The following is a 20,870-nucleotide window of genomic DNA, read 5'->3' as shown; positions in this document are numbered from 1 at the left end:
GCCATATCGCACTGCAATAATTACGCCGCATCGCACAAATTGCAACTAAAATCTTGGCTTTTGTCATGCCTTATTTGCATGGCTGCTGGGATGCGGATCGATGGCCCTGACGTAGAAGGCAAGGCTCAGCAGCAGCCAGGCGGCCAGGGCGGCAAACACGAGCCGATAGCCCTCGGGCCGGTAGAGGCCTTGGTCGGATCGCCCCATCAGGTCGATCAGCATTCCCGTCACGCTCTGGGACAGGAAGGCTCCGCCCATGGTGCCGATGTTCATGAGGGTGATGCCCCGGCCCGTCAGGGTCGCCGGGAACAGCGACTTTCCATGGCTGGTGAGGATCGGCGTATAGGCGACGCAGAGGCCGAAGAGCGGAAACCAGACCGTCGCGGAGGTCCGGTCGAGGGGCGCCAGGACGAGGACGCTCAGAAGCAGGATCGTCGTCGTGCTGCCGATCAGAACGGGCTTCTTGTAGCTGCCCCAGAACCGATCCGTCGCTCCCCAGAGCAACATGCCGCAGATCTGGGCCGTGGCGCCCAGGAGCAGGATGTTCCCTCGGGTCGGAAGATCGGCCCCGTGCACGTCCGACAGCCAGGGCCCGCCCCAGAGCCCGATCACGGAGGCGAAGCATCCATAGGTGGTCAGGTGCATGAAGAACACCGGCCAGAAGGACGGCACCTTCAGGGCGGCGGGCACGCCCTGGAAGGCGGCCGCCCAGGATTCTTTCGGCCTGCCCGTGCCGGAATCCCGCGGCACGATCCAGAGAATCGCCAGCACGATGACGACCGTCAGGGCGGCGACGGCGAGGAACGAGGAGCGCCAGCCGAAGGCGGCGGACGCGGCCGCCAGGGGAGCCGTTGCGGCCAGGGTACCGAGATTGGCCAGGCCCATCTGCAGGCTCGCGAGCCCGGCGAACCGCTCCGGCGGGAAGCGCCGGGCATAGATCACGAGGGGCGCCATGAAGAACGTGGAGCAGCCGAGCCCCATGAGGGCCCGGGCCGCGATGAGCCAGGAGGCGGAGGGAGCCAGAGCGAACAGCACGGTTGCGGCCACCGTGACCACGGCGGTCGCCACCATGGTGCGCTTCGGCCCGTACCGGTCGATCAGGATGCCGATGGGAACCTGGACCGCCGCGAAGGCGAAGAAGAAGGCGCTGGACAGGAGACCCGTCTGGGTGGCCGAGAGCTGAAGCTCCCGGGCCAGGTCGTTGGCGATGACGCCGATGGAATTGCGCAGGAACTGGCTGACCGCGTAGAGGGCGGCGAGCACCGCGATCAGGAAGAGCGCCGTTTCCGAGCGGGAGGTGCCAAGCCTGGGCGCAAAATTCATCGATGCCGTATCCCTTTGCGCAATCGCTCTCTTGCCGCGCGCCAAGCGCTTGATAAAAGCTGATCGCAACCGGGCCAAGGCTGCCCGCATTAGCCTTTAAGAGGATACCGCTCAGTCATGGGGCTCATCGACTTCACCCATTTCGTCAACGAGCTCGCGACCCAGTCGGGCCAAGCGATCCTGCCGTTCTTCCGCACGGCGATCGCCACCGAGGACAAGTCTCGCGGCGGCGCCTTCGACCCGGTCACGGAAGCCGACCGGGCGAGCGAGGCGACCATGCGTCACCTCATCAAGCGCAGCTTCCCCACCCACGGCATCGTCGGCGAGGAGTTCGGCGCCGAGCGCGAGGATTCGGACTACGTCTGGGTGCTCGACCCCATCGACGGCACGCGGGCCTTCATCGCCGGTCTGCCCACCTGGGGCACCCTGATCGGCCTCACCTACAAGCGCCGCCCGGTCTTCGGCATGATGCACCAGCCGTTTACCGGCGAGCGCTTCTTCGGCGACGGCGGCAGCGCGACCTATCGGGGCCCGGGGGGCGAGCGCAAGCTCATGGCGCGCCGCTGCGCCTCCCTGAAGGATGCCGTCATCTCGACCACGAGCCCGCGCCTCTTCGCCGGCGACGAGCTGCGCGCCTACGACCGCGTGGAGAGCGTCGCCCGCCTCGCCCGCTACGGCTGCGATTGCTACGCCTATTGCATGCTGGCGGCGGGCCATATCGACCTGGTGGTCGAGTCCGGGCTCAAGCCCTACGACATCGCGGCTCTCGTGCCGATCATCGAAGGGGCCGGCGGCGTCGTGACCACCTGGGAGGGCGGCTCAGCGGCCGAGGGCGGGCGCATCGTCGCGGCGGGCGACCGCCGGGTCCACGCCGCCGCCGTCGAGCTGCTCAGCCGTTAAGCCGACGGCTCCGAGATCGCGCTTCGTGCCCGCGTCCGGATCGGGAGAGCCCGGGATGAAGGCGTCGAAGGCGGCCCAGAACTGCTCCCGGATCGGATCCCGCTCCATCAGGATCTCGTGCCGGGCTCCCGGGATCACGATGACGGAGCCGGCCTTGAGCCGGGACGCGAAGCGCTCGGTGGCCGGCGTGGCGCAGACCGGATCGGCGCCGGCCGCCACGATGAGGGTGGGCAGGCGGATCTTCACCGCGTAGCGCGGATCGGCGAAGCGCTTCATCAGGCGGAAGGCGGCGTCGAGCCAGGCGACGGTGGGCGCCCCCACGGCTCCGGCCCCGATGGCATGGGCCGCCTCGGCATTGCGGGCATAGCGGACGGGATCGCCGGTGAGGCGGTTGCCCTTGAACGGCATGGTGGAGATCGACGTTTCGCCCCCACCGGGCACGAACATGCCGCCCATTCCGAGACATCTCAGGATCCGGGCGAAAAAGGCAGAGGTGCGGGTCCGCCTGACGATGCACAGCGCGATCATCGGCGTCGTGGTGACGAGGCGGCGGAAGGGCAGCCAGGTCTCGTAGGCGGCATTCAGCGCGATGGCACCGCCCATGGAATGGGCGAGGCCGAAATGCGGCCGGGGCATGTGCGGCACCAGGATCTGGTCGCGGATCGCCTCCAGATCGTGCCGGAAATCCGAAAAGCGCCGGACATGGCCCTTGCGCGGGTTGCCCACCTGGCGCCCGGACAGCCCCTGCCCGCGCCAGTCGAAGGCCACCACGGCAAAGCCCCGGTCGAGCAGCTCGCCCACCACCTCGAAGTACTTTTCGATGAACTCGGCCCTGCCCTGCAGGATGCAGACCGTTCCCTGCGGCTCCTCCGTCTCGGGCATCCAGGTGGCGGCCCGGATCTTGATGCCGTCACGGGCCGTGACCGAGACCAGCTTGGGGTCCCCGGGCACGGGATTGTCGGGGGTGGTGATGAATTCCACGGCGGGTTCCAACTCGAGAACACGAGCGCATCGTGCGGACCCGGTTTTCCGCTCCGAACGATGCGCGCTTGTAAGGGATGAGCATCGGACCCAAACCTGGGTCCACTTTCGGGTCCGATGCTCTAGCCTTTATAGGGCGGTTGGAGCTTAGGAAACGAGCCTCTTGAAAGCAATCGTATCGGTTCCCACATCGAGATCGTGCCGGCCATGACGGCGGCACGCCAACCCGGATCCAGCCGCTTCAGGTGGATCCCTATTCTGCATGTCGCTTCAAGCGGAGGATATGCCATGCGACAGTACGATCTTGCTCCCCTCTACCGCAACACGGTCGGCTTCGACCGTTTGTTCTCGATGCTCGACCAGCTCGTCAGCGTCGACGCGGCCCCGAGCTACCCCCCTTACAACATCGAGCGCACCGGCGAGAATGCCTATCGCATCTCGATCGCGGTTGCCGGCTTCACCGATCGTGACCTGACCATCGAGGTCAAGGAGAACACCCTCTCCGTCCGGGGCGACCGCAAGCCCTCCGAAGAGCCCAAGGTCGACGTGCTCCATCAGGGCATCGCGGCGCGCAGCTTCGACCGGCGCTTCCAGCTCGCCGACGGCGTGCAGGTGACGGGCGCGGCCCTCGAGAACGGCCTGCTCCATCTCGACCTCGTGCGCGAGATTCCGGAGGCCAAGAAGCCGAAGCTCATCCCGATTTCCTCGAACGGCGCTCGGACCATCGAAGCCAAGCAGGCTGCGTAACCGGATTTCGAGAGCCCCGAACGAAGAGCGCCCCGGTTTGTCCGGGGCGCTTTTTTATTGTCGGATCCTGGTCCTTGGTATCCCGCTGGGGCTGGAGGGGCCCCGTCGGTCAAGGGTCTCTGGCCACAAGCAATCGCGGGTGATTGCGGCAGGGTTAGGGCAATCACTCGGCGGCTTGGCGCGCTACCCCGGAAGAGGCGACCTCCAGCAGCCGTTTCACGTCCTCTTCCCTGGTGGCCCAAGAGGTCACGAGACGGATCAGCACCTCGTGCTCGGCGACCTGTTCGGCCTCCGGCAGGCTCAGCTCCGTCCAGGAATGATAGTGCATCCCGGCCGCCTTCAGCGCCTGGTCCAGAGCCTTCGGGATGATCGGAAAGACCTCGTTGGCCTGCGACGGCCAAGCGAGACGCACGCCCGGCAACTGCGAGAGCCCCTCCGACAGGATCCCCGCAATGCGGTTGGCGTGGCGCGCATTGGCGATCCAATGATCGTCCGCGAAATAGCCCTCGAACTGCGCCCCGATGAGGCGGCCCTTGGAAATGATCTGGCCGGCGCGCTTGGACCGGTAGTCGAGCGCCTCCGCCAGGTCCTTCCGGAACACCACGATGGCCTCGGCCATCAGGCCGCCGTTCTTGGTGGCCCCGAAGGACAGGATGTCCACGCCCTGCTTCCAGGTCATCTCGGCCGGGGTGCAGCCGAGGGAGACGAGCGCGTTCACGAATCGCGCCCCGTCCATGTGGAACGAGAGGCCGCGCTCGCGGCAGACCTGTCCGAGTTCGGCGAGTTCATCGAGCCCGTAGACGAGGCCGCATTCGCTCACCTGCGAGACCGACAGCGCCTTCGGGGGCATCTGCTTGACCGCCTTCGGCAGGCTTTCGAGATAGGACGCGACATCGGCCGCCGTCAGCTTGGCGCCGACGCCCGGCAATCCGGCGAGCTTTGCCCCGTGCATGAAGAATTCCGGTGCGCCGCACTCGTCATCGATGATGTGCGCCTCCCGGTGGCAGACGCACAGGCCGTAAGGAGGCACCGCGGCCGACAGGGCGAGCGCGTTGGCGGCCGTGCCGGTCGTGACGAAGAACACGGAGACCTCGCGCTCGAAGATCGCGTTGAACCGCGTCCGGACGCGGGCCGTGATCTCGTCATGGCCGTAGGCCGCCATAGCCCCGGCATTGGCCTGCATGATGGCCTGGAGAACGGGAGCGCTGGCTCCTACGATGTTGTCGCTGGCGAAATTCATGAATCGTTTCCTAGAGCATCGGACGTGAAAAGTGGACTTGCACTTTTGGGATCCATCCGATGCTTTCTTCTTGAATGAGAGCATCGGTCAGAACGGACCCAGAGGGCCGCTGGCGCGGCCCTTCGGCTCACGAGCGTGGCCCGCTGGGTCCGCCTCTTCCGATACGCCGTTCAAGATATGAGCATCGGGTCCGATGCTCTAGACCATTGCGACCGCCCGGGGAATGCCCGTTTTGGACATGGGCCGGATGCTTCCCCTGCTGGACGGAGACCGAAACGCTGCATCGCGGGCAACATGTCAAGATCGTTGACCCATCGGCGGAGACTTTCGTCCCTCCAGGGCCAAACCTGCTTTTGTTACATTCTGAGTCCCCGCCTTGTAACTTTTGTCTAAAATCTTTCCAAACCCTCTTGTGCACTGCGCTGATCTCTGGCACCTTGCCCTTATTAGGACAGCCATGCTGTCCCTTTCGGGGTGCTTTCACCCTGACGTTGCCCTGGGGTTTTCTTGATGCTTCGCCTGACGCGAACGAAACGAGATACCAAAAAAGCCGCCCGCAAAGCGTGGGCGGAACGGGCGACTCTGGGCTGACGACAGCCCAAAGGTGCCCGCGAGGTGCGGGCTCCCCTGCCGGACCCAACCCTCGGAACCCGAAGAAGCGGCGGGCGCCCGGACGATCCGATCATCCGGTGGGCCCAAAAGCCGCCTCAAAGAACAGCGCATCGTGCGGACAAGCGGACACGGTTTTCCGCGCCGAACGATGCGCAGGCGAGAAACGGGGCATCGGGTTGATCCCGAAAGTGGGCGCCACTTTCGGGTCCGATGCTGAGATGACGTGTTCGGATGTGAGGATCTGCCATGAGCGACGAGCCGACAAAGAGCCTGGAAGCACAAGTGCCAAGCCGTACGGCCACGATGGCGGATGCGGTCAAAGTGGTGCGCGATCCGGGCCTGCCGGCTGCCCAGGGGCTCTATGACCCCTCGAACGAGCAGGATTCCTGCGGTGTCGGTTTCATCGCCGACATGAAGAACCGCAAGTCGCACGCGATCGTCGAGCAGGGCCTGTCCATCCTGCATAACCTCGATCACCGCGGCGCGGTCGGGGCCGACCCCAAGATGGGCGACGGCTGCGGCATCCTGGTTCAGGTCCCGCACAAGTTCTTTGCCGCCGAATGCGCCAAGGTCGGCATCTGGCTGCCCGAGGAAGGGCAATACGGCGTCGGCCATCTGTTCATGCCCCGCGATCCGGAGGGCTTCCAGCTCGTCGAGGAGATCGTCACCAAGGCGATCACCGACGAGGGCCTGCAGGTTCTCGGCTGGCGCGACGTGCCGGTCGATTCGAGCGATCTCGGCGAGAGCGTGAAGGCCACCGAGCCGCAGCACCGCCAGATCTTCATCGGCAAGGGCAAGGGCATGGACGATGCCGAGACGTTCGAGCGCCGCCTGTTCATCGCCCGCAAGGTGATCTCCAACGCCGTCTACGACATGAAGGATGGGCGCACCGCCGGCTATTATCCGGTCAGCCTGTCCTCGCGCACCATCGTCTACAAGGGCATGGTGCTCGTCACCCAGCTGCGCGACTATTACCTCGACCTGCAGGACGAGCGCTTCGAGAGCGCCATCGCGCTCGTGCACCAGCGCTTCGCCACCAACACCTTCCCGACCTGGCAGCTCGCGCACCCCTACCGCATGGTCGCCCATAACGGCGAGATCAACACCCTGCGCGGCAACGTGAACTGGATGGCGGCCCGCCAGGCTTCGGTCGACTCGGACCTTTTCGGCAACGACATCTCGAAGCTCTGGCCGATCTCGTACGAGGGCCAGTCCGACACGGCCTGCTTCGACAACGCGCTCGAGTTCTTGGTGCGCGGCGGCTACGCGCTCTCGCACGCCATGATGATGCTGATCCCGGAGGCCTGGGCCGGCAACCCGCTCATGAACGACGACCGGCGCGCGTTCTACGAATATCATGCGGCCCTCATGGAGCCGTGGGACGGCCCGGCGGCCGTGTGCTTCACGGACGGCAAGCAGATCGGCGCGACGCTGGACCGCAACGGCCTGCGGCCGGCGCGCTACCTCGTGACGGACGACGGGCTCGTGGTGCTCGCCTCCGAGATGGGCGTGCTGCCGATCCCGGAGGAGAGGATCGTCGAGAAGTGGCGCCTGCAGCCGGGCAAGATGCTTCTCATCGATCTGGAGGAAGGGCGCATCGTCTCCGACGACGAGATCAAGCAGCAGCTCTCCAACGCGCACCCGTACAAGGAGTGGCTGAAGCGCACGCAGATCGTGCTCGAGGATCTCAAGCCCGTGCAGGCGCGCGAGTCCCGCACGGACGTGTCGCTCCTCGACCGCCAGCAGGCTTTCGGCTACACGGCGGAGGACCTCAAGCTCCTCATGCAGCCCATGGCCGTCACCGGCCAGGAGGCGGTCGGCTCCATGGGGTCGGACACGCCGATCTCCGCGCTCTCCGACAAGCCGAAGCTGCTCTACACCTACTTCAAGCAGAACTTCGCCCAGGTGACGAACCCGCCGATCGATCCGATCCGCGAGGAGCTCGTCATGAGCCTTGTGTCGTTCATCGGGCCACGCCCGAACATCCTCGATCTGGAAGGCACGTCCCGGCGCAAGCGCCTCGAGGTGCGCCAGCCGATCCTCACCAACGAGGACCTGGAGAAGATCCGCTGCATCGGGCATTTCGAGGACCGGTTCGACACCAAGACCCTCGACATCACCTATGACGCCGAGCTCAGCGCATCGGCTCTCGACGGCGCGCTCGACCGTCTCTGCGACCGGGCGGAAGCCGCCGTGCACGGCGGCTACAACATCATCATCCTGTCCGACCGCATGGTCGGCCCGGACCGCATTCCGATCCCGGCGCTGCTCGCCACCGCGGCCGTTCACAACTACCTGATCCGCAAGGGGCTGCGCACCTCGGTCGGCCTCGTGGTCGAGTCCGGCGAGCCGCGCGAGATCCATCACTTCGCCTGCCTCGCCGGGTACGGCGCGGAAGCGATCAACCCCTATCTCGCCTTCGAGACCATCGCGGCCATGCTCGAAGCCGGTGAGCTGCCGGAAGAGGTCGACGCCGACGAGGCGATCAAGCGCTACATCAAGTCCATCGGCAAGGGCCTGCTCAAGGTGATGTCCAAGATGGGCATCTCCACCTACCAGTCCTATTGCGGCGCGCAGATCTTCGATGCGGTCGGCCTGAAGTCCGAATTCGTGGCGCGCGATTTCTTCGGGACCGCGACCACCATCGAGGGCATCGGCATGGACGAGGTGGCGGAAGAGAACGTCCGCCGCCATCGCGACGCCTTCGGCGACGCCCCGATCTACCGCAACGCGCTCGACGTGGGTGGCGAGTACGCCTATCGCCAGCGCGGCGAAGTCCATGCCTGGAACCCGGACACGGTCGCGACGCTGCAGCACGCCGTGCGCCTGAACGCGCAGGACCGCTACCGCGAATATGCCCGCCTCGTGAACGAGCAGGACAACGAGCTCAAGACCATCCGCGGCCTCTTCCGCATCAAGAACGCGGACGAGACGGGCCGTGCGCCGGTCGCCCTGAGCGAAGTGGAACCAGCCCAGGAGATCGTGAAGCGCTTCTCCACGGGAGCCATGTCCTTCGGGTCGATTTCGAAGGAGGCGCACGAGACGCTGGCGCTTGCCATGAACGCCATCGGGGGCAAGTCCAACACCGGCGAGGGCGGCGAGGAGCCGGAGCGCTTCCGTCCTCTCTCCGACGGACGCTCCAAGCGCTCCGCCATCAAGCAGGTGGCCTCCGGCCGCTTCGGCGTGACGACGGAATATCTCGTCAATGCCGACATGATGCAGATCAAGGTGGCCCAGGGCGCCAAGCCCGGCGAAGGCGGCCAGCTGCCCGGCCACAAGGTTGACGTGAAGATCGCCCGCGTGCGCCACTCGACTCCCGGCGTGGGCCTGATCTCCCCGCCGCCGCACCACGACATCTACTCCATCGAGGATCTGGCGCAGCTGATCTTCGACCTGAAGAACGTGAACCCGTCGGCCGACGTGTCGGTGAAGCTCGTGGCGGAGGTCGGCGTCGGCACGGTGGCGGCGGGCGTCGCCAAGGCGCGCGCCGATCACATCACGATCTCCGGCTTCGAGGGCGGCACCGGAGCGTCTCCCCTCACCTCGCTCAAGCATGCGGGCTCGCCCTGGGAGATCGGCCTCGCCGAGACCCAGCAGACCCTCGTGCTCAACCGCCTGCGCGGGCGTGTCGCCCTGCAGGCCGACGGCGGACTTCGCACCGGACGCGACGTGGTGATCGCGGCGCTGCTCGGCGCCGACGAATACGGCTTCTCGACCGCGCCCCTGATCGCCGCCGGCTGCATCATGATGCGCAAGTGCCACCTCAACACCTGCCCGGTCGGCGTGGCCACGCAGGATCCGGTTCTGCGCAAGCGCTTCAAGGGCCTGCCGGAGCACGTCATCAACTACTTCTTCTTCGTCGCCGAAGAGGTGCGCGAGCTGATGGCCGAGATGGGCTTCACGTCCATCGACGAGATGATCGGTCAATCCGATCTCCTCGACAAGAACGCGGCCATCGACCACTGGAAGGCGAAGGGGCTCGACTTCACGAGGCTGTTCCACAAGCCGGACGTGCCTGCGAGCGTGGCGATCCGCCACCAGGAACGGCAGGTCCATCCCATCGCCAGCGTGCTCGACCGCACATTCATCGCGCAGGCCGGTCCCGCGCTGGAGAACGGCGAAGCCGTCACCATCGAGTCGCAGGTGAAGAGTTCCGACCGAACCGTGGGCGCCATGCTGTCCGGCGAGGTGGCGAAGCGCTACGGCCACGAGGGCCTGCCCGACGACACGATCACCGTGAAGCTCAAGGGCGTCGCCGGCCAGAGCTTCGGCGCATGGCTCGCGGCCGGCGTGACGCTCAACCTGGAGGGCGAGGCGAACGACTATGTCGGCAAGGGGCTGTCGGGCGGCAAGATCATCATCGCACCGTCGCCGGACTCGAAGGCTCTCCCCGAGCGCTCCATCGTCGTCGGCAACACGGTGATGTACGGGGCGATTGCCGGTGAGGCGTATTTCCGTGGCGTCGCGGGCGAGCGCTTCGCCGTCCGCAACTCGGGCGCCATCGCGGTTGTCGAGGGAACGGGCGATCACGGCTGCGAATACATGACCGGCGGCCTCGTGGTGGTGCTGGGACAGACGGGCCGCAACTTCGCGGCCGGCATGTCGGGCGGCATCGCCTACGTGCTCGACGAGGACGGCACGTTCGGAAAGCGCTGCAACCTGTCCATGGTCGATCTCGAACCCGTCGAGGAAGAGGAGGACCTGATGCGCCGCCTCCACCATCACGGCGGCGATCTGGAGACCAAGGGCCGCATCGACATCATGGCCAACATGTCCGGCCCCGATGAAGAGCGCCTGATGCAGCTGATCACCAACCACCACACCTACACGGGCTCGACGCGCGCCAAGGAGATCCTCGACAACTGGACGACCTACCGCACCAAGTTCGTGAAGGTCATGCCGGTCGAGTATCGCCGCGCGCTCCAGGAGATGGACCGTCTCCGGAACCTGCAGGCGGCGGAATAAGGATTAAGGGGCAAACCGATGGGCAAGGTCACAGGCTTTCTCGAATACGACCGGCAGGAGCAGAAGTATCAGCTCGCCGGGGAGCGCGTGCGCCACTTCCGCGAGTTCACGCTGCCGCTCGACGACAACGATCTGAAGAAGCAGGCGGGGCGCTGCATGGATTGCGGCATTCCCTTTTGCCACGGTCCGACGGGCTGTCCGGTGCACAACCAGATCCCCGACTGGAACGATCTGGTCTGGTCCGACGACTGGGAGGAGGCTGCGCGCAACCTTCACACCACCAACAACTTCCCGGAATTCACCGGACGCATCTGCCCGGCACCGTGCGAGGAAGCCTGCACGCTCAACCTCGAGAACCAGCCGGTTACCATCAAGACCATCGAGCAGGCGATCGCCGACAAGGCCTGGGAGATGGGCTTCGTGAAGCCGGAGCCGGCGGACATCTCGACCGGCAAGCGCGTGGCCGTGATCGGCTCGGGCCCGGCCGGCATGGCCGGCGCCCAGCAGCTCGCCCGCGCCGGTCACGAGGTGCACGTGTTCGAGCGCCAGGCGAAGCCCGGCGGGCTGCTGCGCTACGGCATCCCGGACTTCAAGATGGAGAAGTACCACATCGACCGACGCGTGAAGCAGATGGAAGCCGAAGGCGTGATCTTCCATTGCGGCGTCAATGTCGGCGTCGACAAGAGCTTCGCGTCGCTGCACAACGAGTTCGACGCCGTGCTCTTCGCCGGCGGCGCGGAGGATCCGCGCAACCCGAACCTGCCGGGGCAGGAGCTCGCCGGCGTGCACTACGCGATGCCCTATCTGGTCCAGGCCAACCAGCGCGTCGGCAACGAGGACGTCACCGCCGATCCGATCGTCGCGGCCGGCAAGCATGTGGTGGTGATCGGCGGCGGCGACACGGCCTCCGACTGCGTCGGCACCGCCTTCCGCCAGGGCGCGCTCTCCGTCACCCAGCTCGACATCCGCCCCAAGCCGCCGGAGCGCGAGGACAAGCTGACCGTGTGGCCCTACTGGCCGACCAAGATGCGCACCTCCTCGTCCCAGGCGGAAGGTGCGGAGCGCGAGTTCCAGGCGGCAACGCTCGGCATCGAGGGCAAGAAGGGTCGCGTCATCGGCGTGCAATGCGCCCGCGTGGACGAGAAGCGCCAGCCGATTCCCGACACCGAGTTCCTCCTCAAGGCCGACCTGGTCTTCATCGCCATCGGCTTCGCCGGCTCGGTGAAGGCGGGCCTGCTGGACGAATCCGGCGTCGCCCTGGACCGCCGCAGCAACGTGGTGGCGGACGACCGGAGCTACCGGACGTCGAGCGAGAAGGTGTTCGTGGCCGGCGACATGCGCCGCGGCCAGTCGCTCGTGGTCTGGGCCATCCGGGAGGGGCGCCAGGCCGCCCGCTCGATCGACACCTTCCTGATGGGGCAGAGCAGCCTGCCGGTGTGACCCGGCGGCCTGCCTGCAAAAGGACAAAGCGGTTCATGAGGAGTGAACCGCCTTTCTCGTGACGGAGATCGCGAGAGCATTTTTCGGTGAAGTGGATCCGGTTCACCGTCAAAAAATGCGGCTCGGCAAAGAAGAGAGATGATTCCACGTGAGTGGAAGCCGCTCTAGCGCTTCAAACAATCGGGATGGCCGGCACAAGGCCCGGCCATGACGTGCGGAGGGTGGCATCGCCGGACCACACACACACCACGTCATCACCGGGCTCGTCCCGGTGATCCCGCTTCTGAGAGGTGCTGCGCTTCACCGGATCGGGATGGCCGGGACAAGCCCGGCCATGACGTGCGGAGGGTGGCAGGACGGGCGGAGGGTGCCATGACGTGGGGAGGGTGTTCGCACCGGCCCGTTTCACCTCTCCACGTCATCACCGGGCTTGTCCCGGTGATCTCGATCGGAAGAGAGCCGGGCGCATCGTGCGCACGAAAGCGGGCCGCTGACGCGGCTCTCCGGGTCCGCCCCGAACAATGTGCTAGAGCATCGGACGGAAAAGTGGATCCGGTTTTCCGTCCTGACCGATGCTCTCATTCAAGAAGAAAGCATCGGATGGATCCCAAAAGTGCAAGTCCACTTTTCACGTCCGATGCTTTAGAGCCTCGGACGTGAATAGTGGAGACCACTTTCGGGATCAGATCCGATGCGTTCTCTTTAGATGAGAGCATCGTTGAGCGCGAAAAACCGGATCCACCTCACCGAAAAATGCTCTAAGGATTGGGCCAGCGGAAATCATCCGCGCGGCCGGGACGTGAGCCGGGGGCGATCCCCACCCGCAGCGCGCGCTGCACCGTGTAGGCGCTGTCCCCGGTCAGCTTCGGCGGGGCCGAAACCAGCGTTCCTCCGGGAGCCACGTCCTGGCGGGTCAGGGGCAGGACCGGTCCGACCAGCGGCTTCGAGGGCAGCGTGACCGGCACGGCGGCATCCGGCGGCGCCGGGATCGCCGCTTCGATGGAGGGCGCTGGGGACCCATCCGCCGGGGCGGTGTCGGCGGGTTTGGGCGCGGCAGCCGTCGCCGTTCCGCCCTGACCGAGAATCCGCTTGATCTCGGTATCGGCGAAGAAAGCGACCTTGCGCGCGCCGGCACGGGTGAAGAACACGCCCTCGTTGGTCCGCAGCTTGGCGGGCTCGCCGTCGACATCGGGCCCCTCGGCCGTGTAGCGGTTCTCGTCGTCCACGAAGCCCGGCCAGATGTCCACATAGGCGCCACCGCCGCGCTGGACGCTGTCCTTGTAGATCTCGTTGATGGCGACCAGATCCTCCGTCGCCTTGCTGTTCTTCATCGGCGGCAGGCCGATCCAGACGAAGGGGATCCTGCGCTCCCTGAACGTGTTCACGATGGCGTCGACGCGCTGGCGGTAGAGGTCCTTCCAGCGGTCGGACAGGGGCTCGACATTGTCCTCGCCCTCGCGGATCGCCTGCCGGTCGCTCGCGCCGAGCATGACGACCGCCACCGTGGCCTTCTGCCCGCCGTCAAGGGTCGCCTTAATGAAATTGGGCCAGTCGGACGGATCGGTCCGCACGAGGCTGACGTCCCGGGTTTTCGGCACGACCGCCACATCCTGGTTCTCGGAGAAATGCGCGTCGAGCCCCTGGCGGGCATAGCCGGCCAGGGCATCTCCGAACACCACCACCTGGGTGCTCGGATCGACCTTCGGCTTTTCCTGTTTCGCCACCGCGGCGGGTGGCGGGGCGGACCTGCGGGGGCGTGCGACGGGCGCGCGGGCGGCCGGCGGGGGTTCGTCGGGGACGCCGAAGAAGCGCCGCAGGCTGAAGCCCTGCTGCGGCTGAGGCTGCGCGGGCTGCACGAGCTTTCCCGGATAATAGCCCGGCGGATAGGCCCGCAGATCGCGCTGGCCGGGCTGCTGGTAATACCCGGATTGGGCCATGGCGCCCCCGCTCCCGGCGAGAAACAGGGCGAGGGTCGCGCAGCGAAGGATCGGCACCAGGGTCATAGGCGGTTCCACTTCATTCCGGACCAGCCTTGAGTATAGAGCCTGTTAGGAACTCCGTCAGCGGGTCGCGCGCAATTCGCGCAGGACCGCATAATCGGCATAGCCATCCGGGATCAAGCCACGGCGCAGCTGGAAGTTCCGAACGGCTTCCCGGGTCCTGGAGCCGAGCTTGCCGTCCGTGGTGCCTTCATAGAACCCGAGGCCGGCCAGCCGCTCCTGCAATTCCTGGCGCTGATCCTTGTCGAGCATGGGCTGATCCTTCGGCCAAGCCCCCTGGATCGGCAGCCCGCCCAGGACGCGGTCGCCGAGGTGGGCGACTCCCATGGCATAGGCGTCGGACGAGTTGTAGGCTTTGATGACGTCGTAGTTGCGGGTGACCAGGAAGGCGGGGCCGCCGGCGCCGCCCGGCAGGAACAGCGTGGCCTCGCCCGAGCGGGGCATCGCCTTTCCGTCGGCGCGCCGGACGCCCGCGGCCTGCCAACGGGCGAAGTCCTGCCGCAGATGCCGGTAGTCGAAGCCGCGCGGGAGCGCCACCTCGAAGCCCCAGGGCAGTCCCGGCTCCCAGCCGTGCTGCCGCAGGTAGTTGGCGGTGGACGCCATGGCGTCGGGCACCGAGGACCAGATATCCCGGATGCCGTCCCGGTTGCCGTCGACGGCGAACTTCATGAAGCTCGAGGGCATGAACTGGGTCTGGCCCATGGCGCCGGCCCAGGATCCGAGCATCTTGGAACGGTCGATGTGCTCGCCCTCAAGGATCTGAAGGGCGGTCAGCAGTTCCTCCCGGAAGAAGTCGCCCCGGTAGCCGGTATAGGCCAGGGTCGCCAGCGCCCGGACCGCATAGATCGACCCCGTGAAGCTGCCGAAATTGGTCTCCATGCCCCAGACGCCGAGCACGACCGACCGCGGGACCCCGTAGGTACGCTCGACCGCCGCCAGGGTCTTGGACCACTCGGCCGCCATGTCCTGCCCGCGCTTCAGGCGCTGGGCCGAGATGGCGCCGTTGATGTAATCCCAGATCGGCCGGACGAATTCCGACTGCTTCTTCGTGAGCGCGATGATCTTGCCGTCGGGCTCGACGCCCCGGAACGCCTCCTCGAAGGTCGCCCGTGACACGCCCCGCGCCTTGGCCGCCGGCCAAAGGCCCTGCACGAAGCGCTGGAACCCGGCCTGGGAGACTTCCTGCGCCTGCACGGGCAGAGGAATGCCGGCCGCACCTGCGGTGAGGCTCAGGCCGAGGAGGAGTGCGCCGGACATTCGGCGCACCAGGGACAGCGGCTGGCGCATGGACGTCGCTCACGGAAACAGGACAGATCTGCCCTGCCAATGCGACACTAAGCAGGTTAACAGGCGGTTGATAGCTCTCCCGTTCGAGAGTGCGTCCATATGTGCCGAGGGGCCGGCAACGGGACGTTAGAGCCTCGGACGTGAAAAGTGGACACCACTTTTGGGATTCATCCGAGGCTCCTTCTCTTGACCGGCGCATCGGATCAGGCGGACCCAGCGGGCCGCGCAAGCGACCCGAAGGGCCACGCTAGTGACCCGAAGGGCCGCGTCAGCGAATACCGGGTCCACTTTTCGCTGACGCGGCCCTCTGGGTCCGTCCGATGCGCTAGGGCCGGGCGCTCTCCTCAAAACCGCCTCTGTTGGCAGCTCAACCACGGGAACTCAGCGTTCGTTCAGGTCCTTAGCTGCAATGAGGCGCACGCGACAACGAAACCTCGGTAAAGCTCCGGCGTTGGAAGGTGCCGAAGCTTGACAATGACAGGTTCCCTTTTCCCCGTCCTGACTTAAATTACCCCTCCCTCGTGATGCTCAAGATGGCCCGATCAATGAAGCGTATCCGCAAAGCAGTCCTTCCCGTCGCCGGTCTCGGCACCCGGTTCCTGCCTGCCACCAAGGCCGTCCCCAAGGAGATGCTCTGCGTCGTCGACCGCCCCGTGGTGCAGCATGTGGTGGATGAGGCGCGCGCCGCCGGAATCGAGCACTTCATCTTCGTCACCGGCCGCAACAAGGCGGTGATCGAGGACCACTTCGACATCGCCTACGAGCTGAACCGGACGCTGGAGAGCCGCAACAAGACGAAGGAGCTCGAGATTCTGGCCAAGGACCAGCCCCAGGCCGGCCAGACGAGCTTCACCCGCCAGCAGGAGCCGCTCGGCCTCGGCCACGCGGTCTGGTGCGCCCGCGAGCTCGTGGGCGACGAGCCCTTCGCGGTGATCCTGCCCGACATGCTCAGCCGTGGCTCCATGGAACAGATGATCGCCGCCTACGACCGGCACGGCGGCAACATCATCGCCGTCGAGGAGGTGCCGGAGGATCAGACGCACCAGTACGGCATCGTGTCGGTCGGCCAGGAATTCGGCCAGACCTTCGAGATCACCGGCATGGTGGAGAAGCCCCCGAAGGGCACCGCCCCGTCCAACTACATCATCTCCGGCCGCTACATCCTGCAGCCCGGGATCTTCGACCTGCTCTCCACCCAGGAGCGCGGCGCCGGCAACGAGATCCAGCTCACGGATTCCATGATCCGCCTGATGAAGGATCAGCCGTTCTTCGGCATGAAGTACCAGGGCAAGACCTACGACACCGGCTCCAAGATCGGCTTCCTCATGGCCAACGTGGCCTATGCGCTGGAACGCGAGGAGCTGTCCGCCGAGTTCCGGCGGGAGCTCGAGGCGCTGCTGCGGCAGAAATAGGCCAAGTCCGCCGAAATAGGCCAAGGACCGCCGAGGGTTCCTCATGCCCGCCCCTCTGTGCTAGAGGGCGGGCATGGCACTTGCAAAACCAGCCCCCCATTCCCCCGATCCCGCCGTCGCCTCGGCCCTGCGCACGCTCGAAACCGAGCGGGACGGCCTGACGATCCTGATGGAGGCCATCGGCAACGGCCTCGGCCCCCTCTTCACGGCCGCGGTCGAGACGTTGTCCGCCGCCAAGGGCCGGGTCATCGTGACCGGCATGGGCAAGTCCGGCCATGTGGGCCGCAAGATCACCGCCACCTTCGCGTCCACCGGGACGCCGGCCCATTACGTGCATCCCGCCGAGGCGAGCCACGGCGATCTGGGCATGATCCAGACGGACGACGTGATCATCGCCCTGTCCTGGTCGGGAGAGACCGCGGAGCTTGCCGACATCATCGGCTATTCCCGGCGCTTCCGGGTCCCGCTGATCGCCCTCACGTCGAATGCTGAATCGACCCTCGGGCGCGCCGCCGACATCTGCCTGACCCTGCCCAAGGCCAAGGAAGCCTGTCCCAACGGGCTGGCGCCCACCACCTCGACCACCATCCAGCTCGCGCTCGGCGATGCGCTGGCGGTCGCCCTCCTGGAGAAGCGCGGCTTCACGGCGGAGCATTTCAAGGTGTTCCACCCCGGCGGCAAGCTCGGCGCCCGGCTCAAGCTGGTGCGCGACATCATGCACAAGGACGAGCGCCTGCCGGTCGTCGGCGTCGGCGCGCGCATGGACGAGGCGATCGGCGAGATCGGCCGCAAGGGCTTCGGGGCGGTGATCGTGGTGAACGACGACGGCACTCTCGCGGGCATCGTCACCGACGGCGACCTGCGCCGCAACCTGAAACCGGACCTCATGACCCTGCCGGTGACGGCGATCATGACCAGGACGCCGCGCACGATCGCCCCCGATGCCCTCGTGGCCACGGCTCTCGAGATGGAGGAGGCGTCCCGGATCACCGCCCTGATCGTGGTCGAGTACAACCGCCCCGTGGGCCTCGTGCACTACCTCGACCTGCTGCGGGCAGGCGCAGCCTGATCAGGAATCGTCGACCACCAGCGTCGCGCCCTCGACCCGGACGACGCGCACCTTGGCGCCGGCGAACCGGTCGGCGCCGGTCACCCGCCAGGAGCTGTCGTCCACCCGGATCCGACCCTCGCCGTCCTTGATCGGCGTCTCAAGGATGAAGACCCGCCCGATGAGGGATTGGCCGCGCTGATTGAGCGGCGTGGCCCCGGCATCCGGCTGCGTCTTCGAACGGGTGGCGTACCGCCCCAGGATCACCGCTCCCACGGACAGGAGGGCGAAGAGGAGCGCCGCGGCCTGCCAGGACAGGCCGAGCACCGCATCCAGCAGTCCCGTGGCGATGGCCGCCAGACCGAGCCAGAGGAAGAACGAGCCCGGCGCGAGAAGCTCGACCCCGATCAGGACGACGCCGAGGATGATCCACGCCCAGGCCCCGAGGCCGGTGAACGCGTCGGCGATCATGGGCGCTCGGCTCCGCCCGTGACCGTCGGGACGCTGCGGACAGGCTTGACCCCGGCCCCGCCCTCGCCGAAGACGGATCTGGTGAGTTCGGCGATGCCCCCGAGGGTTCCGGCGAGGCCCGCCGCCTCGATGGGCACGATCACCACCTTCTGGTTCGGCGCCGAGGCCAGCGCCTGGATCGCGTCAATGTATTTTTCCGCCACGATGAAGTTCGCGGCGGCGAGATCGCCCCGGGCGATGGCCTCGCTGACCATTCCGGTGGCCTTGGCCTCGGCCTCCGCCTGCCGCTCGCGGGCCTCCGCGTCCCGGAACGCCGCTTCCTTCCGGCCTTCGGCCGCGAGGATCTGCGACTGCTTCTGACCTTCGGCCCGCAGGATTTCCGCCTGACGCAGACCCTCCGCCTCCAGAACGGCGGCGCGCTTCTCGCGCTCGGCCTTCATCTGCCGGGCCATGGCGCCGGCGAGATCCTGGGGCGGGAGGATGTCCTTGATCTCGACCCGGGTGACCTTGGCGCCCCAGGGGGAAGCTGCGGCATCCACGACCCGCAGGAGCCGCTCGTTGATCTCGTCGCGATGGGAGAGAAGCTGGTCGAGATCCATGGAGCCCACGACCGTGCGGATGTTGGTCATGGTCAGGACCAGGAGCGCCTGGTTCAGATCCGCCACCTCATAGGAGGCCTTCGCGGCATCGAGCACCTGGTAGAAGGCCGCCGCATCGATGGTCACGCCGGCATTGTCCCGGGTGAAGGCCTCCTGGCTCGGAACGTCGAGCACCTGCTCCATGACGTTCACCTTTTTCCCGATCTGATCGATATAGGGCACGATCAGGCCGAGGCCCGGGGTGAGCGTGCGCGAGTAGCGCCCGAACCGCTCGACCGTATAGGCATAACCCTGGGGAACCGTCCGGATGCCCATGGCGATCGTCACCACGACGACGAGCACCAGAACGATGACGAAGATGTCGAAACCACTCAGCGGCATGAGCCCCCCGGGCAACCCCGTTGCAGAGGAGTCACGCTAGCGCAAACAGGCCTTGAGTCCTAGAGCGCTGCCGTGCGAGGAGGCTGCCGCCACCTTCAACCCTCCATGGGTCGCAGCCATCCCAGGTTATGGCCGGGCCTATCCCGGCCGTCCCGATGGCTTGAGGCGCCGCGCCTCTCGGAAGCGGGATCACCGGGACAAGCCCGGTGATGACGGCGGGGCGAACATCCCGCCAATCCGCGCAAGGGCTTGTCAGCCGATCAGATCCACCCCTGAAGCTCACGCTCGACGATGTGGTTGATGACCCGCATGCCGTCGTCGCTGTCGTTGAGGCAGGGCAGATAGGCGAATTCCTCGCCGCCGTTGTGCATGAAGATCTCCCGGTTCTCCCCGTTGAGCTCCTCCAGGGTCTCCAGGCAATCGGCCGAGAAGCCCGGGGCCACGATGGCCATGCGCTTCACGCCGCTCTTGGCGAGCGCCTCGACGGTCTTGTCCGTATAGGGCTGGAGCCATTCCGCCGTGCCGAAGCGGGACTGGAAGCTCATGCGGAACCGGTCCGGCGACCAGCCGAAGGCCTCCCGCATGAGGCGCCAGGTCTTCACGCACTGGCAATGGTAGGGATCGCCCTTCAGCAGGTATTCCTTGGGTACGCCATGGAACGATACGAGGATCACCTCCGGCTCGAAGGTGAGCTTCGCCAGTTCCTTCTTCATCGAAGCGACGACCGAGTCGATATAGACGGCGTCGTCGTGGTAGGGCGGCGAGACACGCACGGTCGGCTGCCAGCGCATGTCCATCAGCGCCCGGAAAGCCTGATCGCAGGCCGTCGCCGAGGTGGCGGCCGCGTATTGCGGGTAGAGCGGCACGAGAAGGATGCGGTCGCAGCCCTGATCGAGGAGCGCCTGGATGCGCTCGCGCACCTCGGGCTTGCCGTAGCGCATGGCCCAATCGACCGTGATCCTGTCGCCTGCGATGCGTTTCAGGTGCTCGGTGACCTTCGCCGCCTGGTTGCGGGTGATGGTCTTGAGCGGACCCTCGTCGCGCTCGTTGTTCCAGATCGTGGCGTAGTCGCGGCCCTTGGGGCCGGGGCGCTTGGTGAGGATGATCAGGTTGAGGATCGGCCACCACAGGAGGCGGGGCGTCTCGATCACGCGCCGGTCGGAGAGGAACTCCTTCAGATAGGCGCGCATGGGCCAGTAGCTGGTGCCCTCGGGCGTGCCCAGATTCATCAGAAGCACGCCGATCCGCCCGGTTCGTACGGCCGGGTGGTCCACCGGGCGCACGCCCTGGCGAAGGTCGGTCAGACTCACACTCTCGTTCATCGATAGCCCCTTGGCCGCAGGATCAGAGATACGGATCCTGCTCTTTCTGCCGCTTAGATAGAAGGTTCAGGCTGTTCCGCCAACAGGACGCCTGACCGCATCGTCGCGGCCGGCTGCAAACAGGCTTTGCACGCCAGCCGGG

At 66.4% G+C, this 20,870-nt stretch carries 14 protein-coding genes; 6 read left to right on the top strand and 8 right to left on the bottom strand.

Annotated features, from left to right (window positions below):
• Positions 1-63 precede the first annotated feature (63 nt).
• On the bottom strand, positions 64-1,323 hold the full coding sequence (locus OCW50_RS22855) for an MFS transporter (protein ID WP_262299086.1): 1,260 nt from the start codon (positions 1,321-1,323) through the stop codon (positions 64-66).
• A gap of 117 nt (positions 1,324-1,440) precedes the next feature.
• Here OCW50_RS22855 and hisN point away from each other — a divergent pair, with 117 nt between their 5' ends.
• Complete coding sequence (hisN, locus tag OCW50_RS22850) at positions 1,441-2,223, top strand: histidinol-phosphatase (protein ID WP_262299085.1); 783 nt, start codon at positions 1,441-1,443, stop codon at positions 2,221-2,223.
• Here hisN and OCW50_RS22845 read toward each other — a convergent pair.
• Positions 2,143-3,204 (bottom strand): alpha/beta fold hydrolase, encoded by a 1,062-nt coding sequence (locus OCW50_RS22845; protein ID WP_262299084.1) that lies wholly within the window; start codon positions 3,202-3,204, stop codon positions 2,143-2,145. The two genes, hisN and OCW50_RS22845, sit on opposite strands and share 81 nt — an antisense overlap.
• Positions 3,205-3,492: 288 nt before the next feature.
• Here OCW50_RS22845 and OCW50_RS22840 point away from each other — a divergent pair, with 288 nt between their 5' ends.
• The gene (locus tag OCW50_RS22840) at positions 3,493-3,951 is read left to right on the top strand and encodes an Hsp20 family protein (RefSeq protein WP_262299083.1); all 459 of its coding nucleotides are present in this window, start codon (positions 3,493-3,495) and stop codon (positions 3,949-3,951) included.
• Positions 3,952-4,114: 163 nt separating this feature from the next.
• Here OCW50_RS22840 and OCW50_RS22835 read toward each other — a convergent pair whose 3' ends face one another.
• Positions 4,115-5,191 carry a threonine aldolase family protein gene (locus OCW50_RS22835; protein WP_262299082.1) on the bottom strand — a complete coding sequence of 359 codons (1,077 nt, stop codon included), beginning with the start codon at positions 5,189-5,191 and terminating at the stop codon, positions 4,115-4,117.
• Positions 5,192-6,049: 858 nt separating this feature from the next.
• Here OCW50_RS22835 and gltB point away from each other — a divergent pair.
• Positions 6,050-10,768, top strand: coding sequence for a glutamate synthase large subunit (gene gltB, locus OCW50_RS22830; RefSeq protein WP_373371492.1), 4,719 nt, complete (start codon positions 6,050-6,052; stop codon positions 10,766-10,768).
• An 18-nt stretch (positions 10,769-10,786) separates the two neighbouring features.
• Positions 10,787-12,208 (top strand): glutamate synthase subunit beta, encoded by a 1,422-nt coding sequence (locus OCW50_RS22825; protein WP_262299081.1) that lies wholly within the window; start codon positions 10,787-10,789, stop codon positions 12,206-12,208.
• 758 nt (positions 12,209-12,966) lie between these two features.
• Here the strand turns inward: OCW50_RS22825 and OCW50_RS22820 are convergent.
• Positions 12,967-14,211, bottom strand: a complete 1,245-nt coding sequence (locus OCW50_RS22820) for an SGNH/GDSL hydrolase family protein (protein ID WP_262273040.1) — start codon at positions 14,209-14,211, stop codon at positions 12,967-12,969.
• A gap of 57 nt (positions 14,212-14,268) precedes the next feature.
• Positions 14,269-15,495 carry a lytic murein transglycosylase gene (locus OCW50_RS22815; RefSeq protein ID WP_262299080.1) on the bottom strand — a complete coding sequence of 409 codons (1,227 nt, stop codon included), beginning with the start codon at positions 15,493-15,495 and terminating at the stop codon, positions 14,269-14,271.
• 545 nt (positions 15,496-16,040) lie between these two features.
• Here OCW50_RS22815 and OCW50_RS22810 point away from each other — a divergent pair.
• Complete coding sequence (locus OCW50_RS22810) at positions 16,041-16,907, top strand: UTP--glucose-1-phosphate uridylyltransferase (protein WP_262273055.1); 867 nt, start codon at positions 16,041-16,043, stop codon at positions 16,905-16,907.
• A 73-nt stretch (positions 16,908-16,980) separates the two neighbouring features.
• On the top strand, positions 16,981-17,976 hold the full coding sequence (locus OCW50_RS22805; protein WP_262299079.1) for a KpsF/GutQ family sugar-phosphate isomerase: 996 nt from the start codon (positions 16,981-16,983) through the stop codon (positions 17,974-17,976).
• On the opposite strand, the gene OCW50_RS22800 is transcribed toward OCW50_RS22805, so the two are convergent.
• From OCW50_RS22800 to hemH, 3 genes are all read right to left on the bottom strand, one after another.
• Positions 17,977-18,426: an NfeD family protein gene (locus OCW50_RS22800; RefSeq protein ID WP_262299078.1), complete on the bottom strand. Its 450-nt coding sequence runs from the start codon at positions 18,424-18,426 to the stop codon at positions 17,977-17,979. It lies immediately after the preceding gene.
• Positions 18,423-19,406, bottom strand: a complete 984-nt coding sequence (locus tag OCW50_RS22795) for an SPFH domain-containing protein (RefSeq protein WP_262299077.1) — start codon at positions 19,404-19,406, stop codon at positions 18,423-18,425. The genes OCW50_RS22800 and OCW50_RS22795 overlap by 4 nt, the downstream gene beginning before the upstream one ends.
• A 260-nt stretch (positions 19,407-19,666) precedes the next feature.
• Entirely contained in the window at positions 19,667-20,728 is a 1,062-nt protein-coding gene (hemH, locus tag OCW50_RS22790; RefSeq protein WP_262273045.1) for a ferrochelatase, read from the bottom strand.
• Between the last annotated feature and the right edge of the window lie 142 nt (positions 20,729-20,870).

It is taken from the genome of Microvirga sesbaniae (assembly GCF_025460805.1).
GTDB classification, from domain to species: Bacteria; Pseudomonadota; Alphaproteobacteria; order Rhizobiales; family Beijerinckiaceae; genus Microvirga; species Microvirga sesbaniae.
The sequence above is the reverse complement of the archived record's forward strand: the minus strand, read 5'-3'. Positions and strand labels throughout refer to the sequence as shown.

Bases quoted from the DNA above. Each gene is read 5' to 3' on its own strand.
- hisN (WP_262299085.1), top strand. From the start codon at position 1,441: ATGGGGCTCATCGACTTCACCCATTTCGTCAACGAGCTCGCGACCCAG.
- OCW50_RS22810 (WP_262273055.1), top strand. From the start codon at position 16,041: ATGAAGCGTATCCGCAAAGCAGTCCTTCCCGTCGCCGGTCTCGGCACC.
- OCW50_RS22825 (WP_262299081.1), top strand. From the start codon at position 10,787: ATGGGCAAGGTCACAGGCTTTCTCGAATACGACCGGCAGGAGCAGAAG.
- hemH (WP_262273045.1), bottom strand. From the start codon at position 20,728: ATGAACGAGAGTGTGAGTCTGACCGACCTTCGCCAGGGCGTGCGCCCG.
- gltB (WP_373371492.1), top strand. From the start codon at position 6,050: ATGAGCGACGAGCCGACAAAGAGCCTGGAAGCACAAGTGCCAAGCCGT.
- OCW50_RS22820 (WP_262273040.1), bottom strand. From the start codon at position 14,211: ATGACCCTGGTGCCGATCCTTCGCTGCGCGACCCTCGCCCTGTTTCTC.
- OCW50_RS22835 (WP_262299082.1), bottom strand. From the start codon at position 5,191: ATGAATTTCGCCAGCGACAACATCGTAGGAGCCAGCGCTCCCGTTCTC.
- OCW50_RS22840 (WP_262299083.1), top strand. From the start codon at position 3,493: ATGCGACAGTACGATCTTGCTCCCCTCTACCGCAACACGGTCGGCTTC.
- OCW50_RS22795 (WP_262299077.1), bottom strand. From the start codon at position 19,406: ATGCCGCTGAGTGGTTTCGACATCTTCGTCATCGTTCTGGTGCTCGTC.
- OCW50_RS22855 (WP_262299086.1), bottom strand. From the start codon at position 1,323: ATGAATTTTGCGCCCAGGCTTGGCACCTCCCGCTCGGAAACGGCGCTC.
- OCW50_RS22800 (WP_262299078.1), bottom strand. From the start codon at position 18,426: ATGATCGCCGACGCGTTCACCGGCCTCGGGGCCTGGGCGTGGATCATC.
- OCW50_RS22805 (WP_262299079.1), top strand. From the start codon at position 16,981: ATGGCACTTGCAAAACCAGCCCCCCATTCCCCCGATCCCGCCGTCGCC.
- OCW50_RS22815 (WP_262299080.1), bottom strand. From the start codon at position 15,495: ATGCGCCAGCCGCTGTCCCTGGTGCGCCGAATGTCCGGCGCACTCCTC.